Source organism: Okeania sp. SIO2B9, from assembly GCF_010672505.1.
Lineage (GTDB): Bacteria > Cyanobacteriota > Cyanobacteriia > Cyanobacteriales > Microcoleaceae > Okeania > Okeania hirsuta.
The window spans coordinates 1-2,685 of the sequence record NZ_JAAHGK010001078.1 but is presented as its reverse complement, the minus strand read 5'-3'; the positions used below and the strand labels follow the sequence as shown (position 1 = coordinate 2,685).

The window sequence follows — 2,685 nt, the reverse complement described above, 5'->3', positions numbered from 1 at the left end:
AAAAGCAAAAAGTAGGAAGGGTAGAGACAAAACCACGATTAAAGCAATAGCTCCTAGAGCATAGACTTGGCTACTGCTAGTCCAAAGGGCAACTCCTCCAGCTATGCTTAAGAATACTACTATTAACCAAACAATAATTTGGCCATAAATGTCACCGAAAGTGAGCGTGCATCGGATACTATATTTTTGCAAATTATTCATCATTTTTACCTCGTTGCATTACCTCAAATTAATAAGTTAGACGTATTGTCAAACCATAGTAATTTATAGGTTAGACTAACTGTCAAACTAGAGTAAAATTTATTACGATCAAAATCGTAATTGTTACAACACTTTACAGTTTTTAACTGTAAAATAATATAGTTGTTACAAAAGTAACAATTAAATCTTTTTTATCTTTTTTTTATCTACATTAGACATCTCTGAAAAAGAATAGACTTTTTGCAAAAGTAGACAACAGCTTATCTGGGAATCAGGAAGAAAATTTATAAAAAAAGACACAAAAAATGATCTAGATGTGTAATTTTCGGAGATTTCTATTTTTCTCTTTCAAGCTATCCTTAATTTCTGGCAGAAGCATTACAAGTTAATGTGTAATACTAGATCCGGTTTAAAAGAGATATTTATTGTGAAGATAAAGCAGAAGACAGAGGGCAGAAGGGTTAGAATGATTTGGATAAATTAGCTTTTTATAACTGGATTTGGTATGATTTGATACTGAAAAATTTTATCTATAATAATCAATAGTTAATATCTAAATTTTACATAAAAAATGCAATCAAAAATTGAAATTATAGAACAAAGTTTTGATAAAATTAAACTTTATACTAATGAATTTGCAGCCAGTTTCTACGAAAACTTATTTGCAGAATATCCAGAGACAAAACCACTGTTTGCTAATACTGACATACAACAGCAACAAAAAAAATTGCTGGATGCTCTGATACTGGTAGTCGAAAATTTGCGTCATCCAGAGATACTAAAAGAAGTCGTGCAAGCATTAGGCAGTCGCCACATTAATTATGGCGTGCTACGACAACATTATCCCCTCGTAGTTAAAGCACTACTAAAAACATTAAAGCAGTATCTTGGGGAATATTGGACTCCAGAAGTAAAAGCAGCTTGGATATATGCTGATGGTGGAATGGCAAAATTGATGTTGCAAGGTGCAAACTATCCATCGGAGACAGAGCGATCGCCCACTACGAACACTACAGAAACCGAAACCAAGACCCAGGAAAACCCCGAAATCAAGAACACCGCAACCGAAGTTCAAGCTATAGCAACCCAACCTCCACCCCCACAGTCAACCCCTACTTCACCAATAGAACTCATTGAAACCAGCTTTGAAAAAATCAAACCCCGTGGAGCAGAATTTGTCGCCAGTTTCTATGAAAATCTATTTGCAGCATACCCAGAGGCAAAACCACTATTTGCTAATACTGATATACAACAGCAAGAAAAAAAGTTGCTTAATTCCTTAGTGTTAGTAGTAGAAAGTCTGCGCCACCCAGAAGTTTTAGCACAAGTATTGCGCGCTCTCGGTGCCCGTCATATTAATTATGGAACTCTTCCGCAACATTATCCTCTAGTTGGGGAAGCATTGTTGAAGACTTTAGAACAGTATCTTCAGCAAGATTGGAATTCGGAAGTCAAGAATGCGTGGGTATTTGCTTACGAACAAATTGTGCAATTGATGTTTGAGGGTGCAGGGTATTCTCCAGAAACTTCAAACACAGAAGTTGAAACTACCTCGCCACCAAAAATAAAAATAATTTATAGAAAGCACCATTAACAAAATCATCTTCTAAATTACAGGTAGAAGTTATTGAAACGAGCTTTGAAAAAATTAAACCCCGTAGCGCAGAATTTGCTGCCAGTTTCTATGAAAACCTATTTGCAGCATATCCAGAAGCAAAACCACTATTTGCTAATACCGATATGGAAAATCAACAAAAAAAGTTGCTTAATTCTATAGTCTTAGTAGTAGAAAGTCTGCGCCACCCAGAAGCTTTAGCAAAAGTATTACGCGACCTCGGTGCTCGTCACGTTAATTATGGCACTCTCAAACAACATTACCCTTTAGTGGGAAAAACTATACTGAAAACTTTAAAACAGTATCTCCAGGAAGACTGGAATCCCGAAGTTAAGACAGCTTGGGTATATGCACTCGGTCAGATTACTAGATTCATGTTTGAAGGAGCAGGTTATATAAAAACACCAACACCACTTCCCAAACAAGTAGAATAAACAACGACACAACCCACTTCTGAACAAGAAAAAAAATCTCTGTCTCCTCCAAAAACTAGACAAAAAATAACAACTAAAACTAAGCAAAAAAAAGAACAGTCAGATCAAGAATATTCTGCTGAAAAAGCAACAGCAAAACTCAAAAAAATACTTACACAAATTATTAATATTTTCTGGAAATTGCCAAAAATATATGTAGTAATTATCGCCGTCATTATTGCAGTTATAGTTGTTAATTTAGTAGGTGAAGATTCTATTTTTGCTAAAACATTAGATTCTAAAGCATTGATAAATAAAGGTTTTATATAGAATCCGGTTATACAGTAATTGCAAAATTACTTTCTCTTAATACAGATGTTCTACTGAATACAAATTTAAAAATTCATGCTATTTCAATCTTTTCTTTCTCCTGACTCCTGACTCCTGACTCCTGAC

Annotated in this window: 3 protein-coding genes; 2 read left to right on the top strand and 1 reads right to left on the bottom strand. The window is 34.7% G+C overall.

Annotated elements, in window-relative coordinates; translation table 11 throughout:
- Nucleotides 1–201: hypothetical protein (locus tag F6K13_RS27445; protein ID WP_287289052.1), on the bottom strand; the 201-nt coding region annotated here is incomplete at its 3' end.
- 571 nt (nt 202–772) lie between these two features.
- On the opposite strand from F6K13_RS27445, the gene F6K13_RS27440 reads away from it, so the two are divergent.
- Complete coding sequence (locus tag F6K13_RS27440) at nt 773–1,795, top strand: globin family protein (RefSeq protein ID WP_124145965.1); 1,023 nt, start codon at nt 773–775, stop codon at nt 1,793–1,795.
- 32 nt (nt 1,796–1,827) lie between these two features.
- Nucleotides 1,828–2,250 (top strand): globin family protein, encoded by a 423-nt coding sequence (locus F6K13_RS27435; RefSeq protein ID WP_124145964.1) that lies wholly within the window; start codon nt 1,828–1,830, stop codon nt 2,248–2,250.
- Nucleotides 2,251–2,685: the final 435 nt, after the last annotated feature.

Bases quoted from the DNA above. Each gene is read 5' to 3' on its own strand.
- F6K13_RS27440 (WP_124145965.1), top strand. From the start codon at position 773: ATGCAATCAAAAATTGAAATTATAGAACAAAGTTTTGATAAAATTAAA.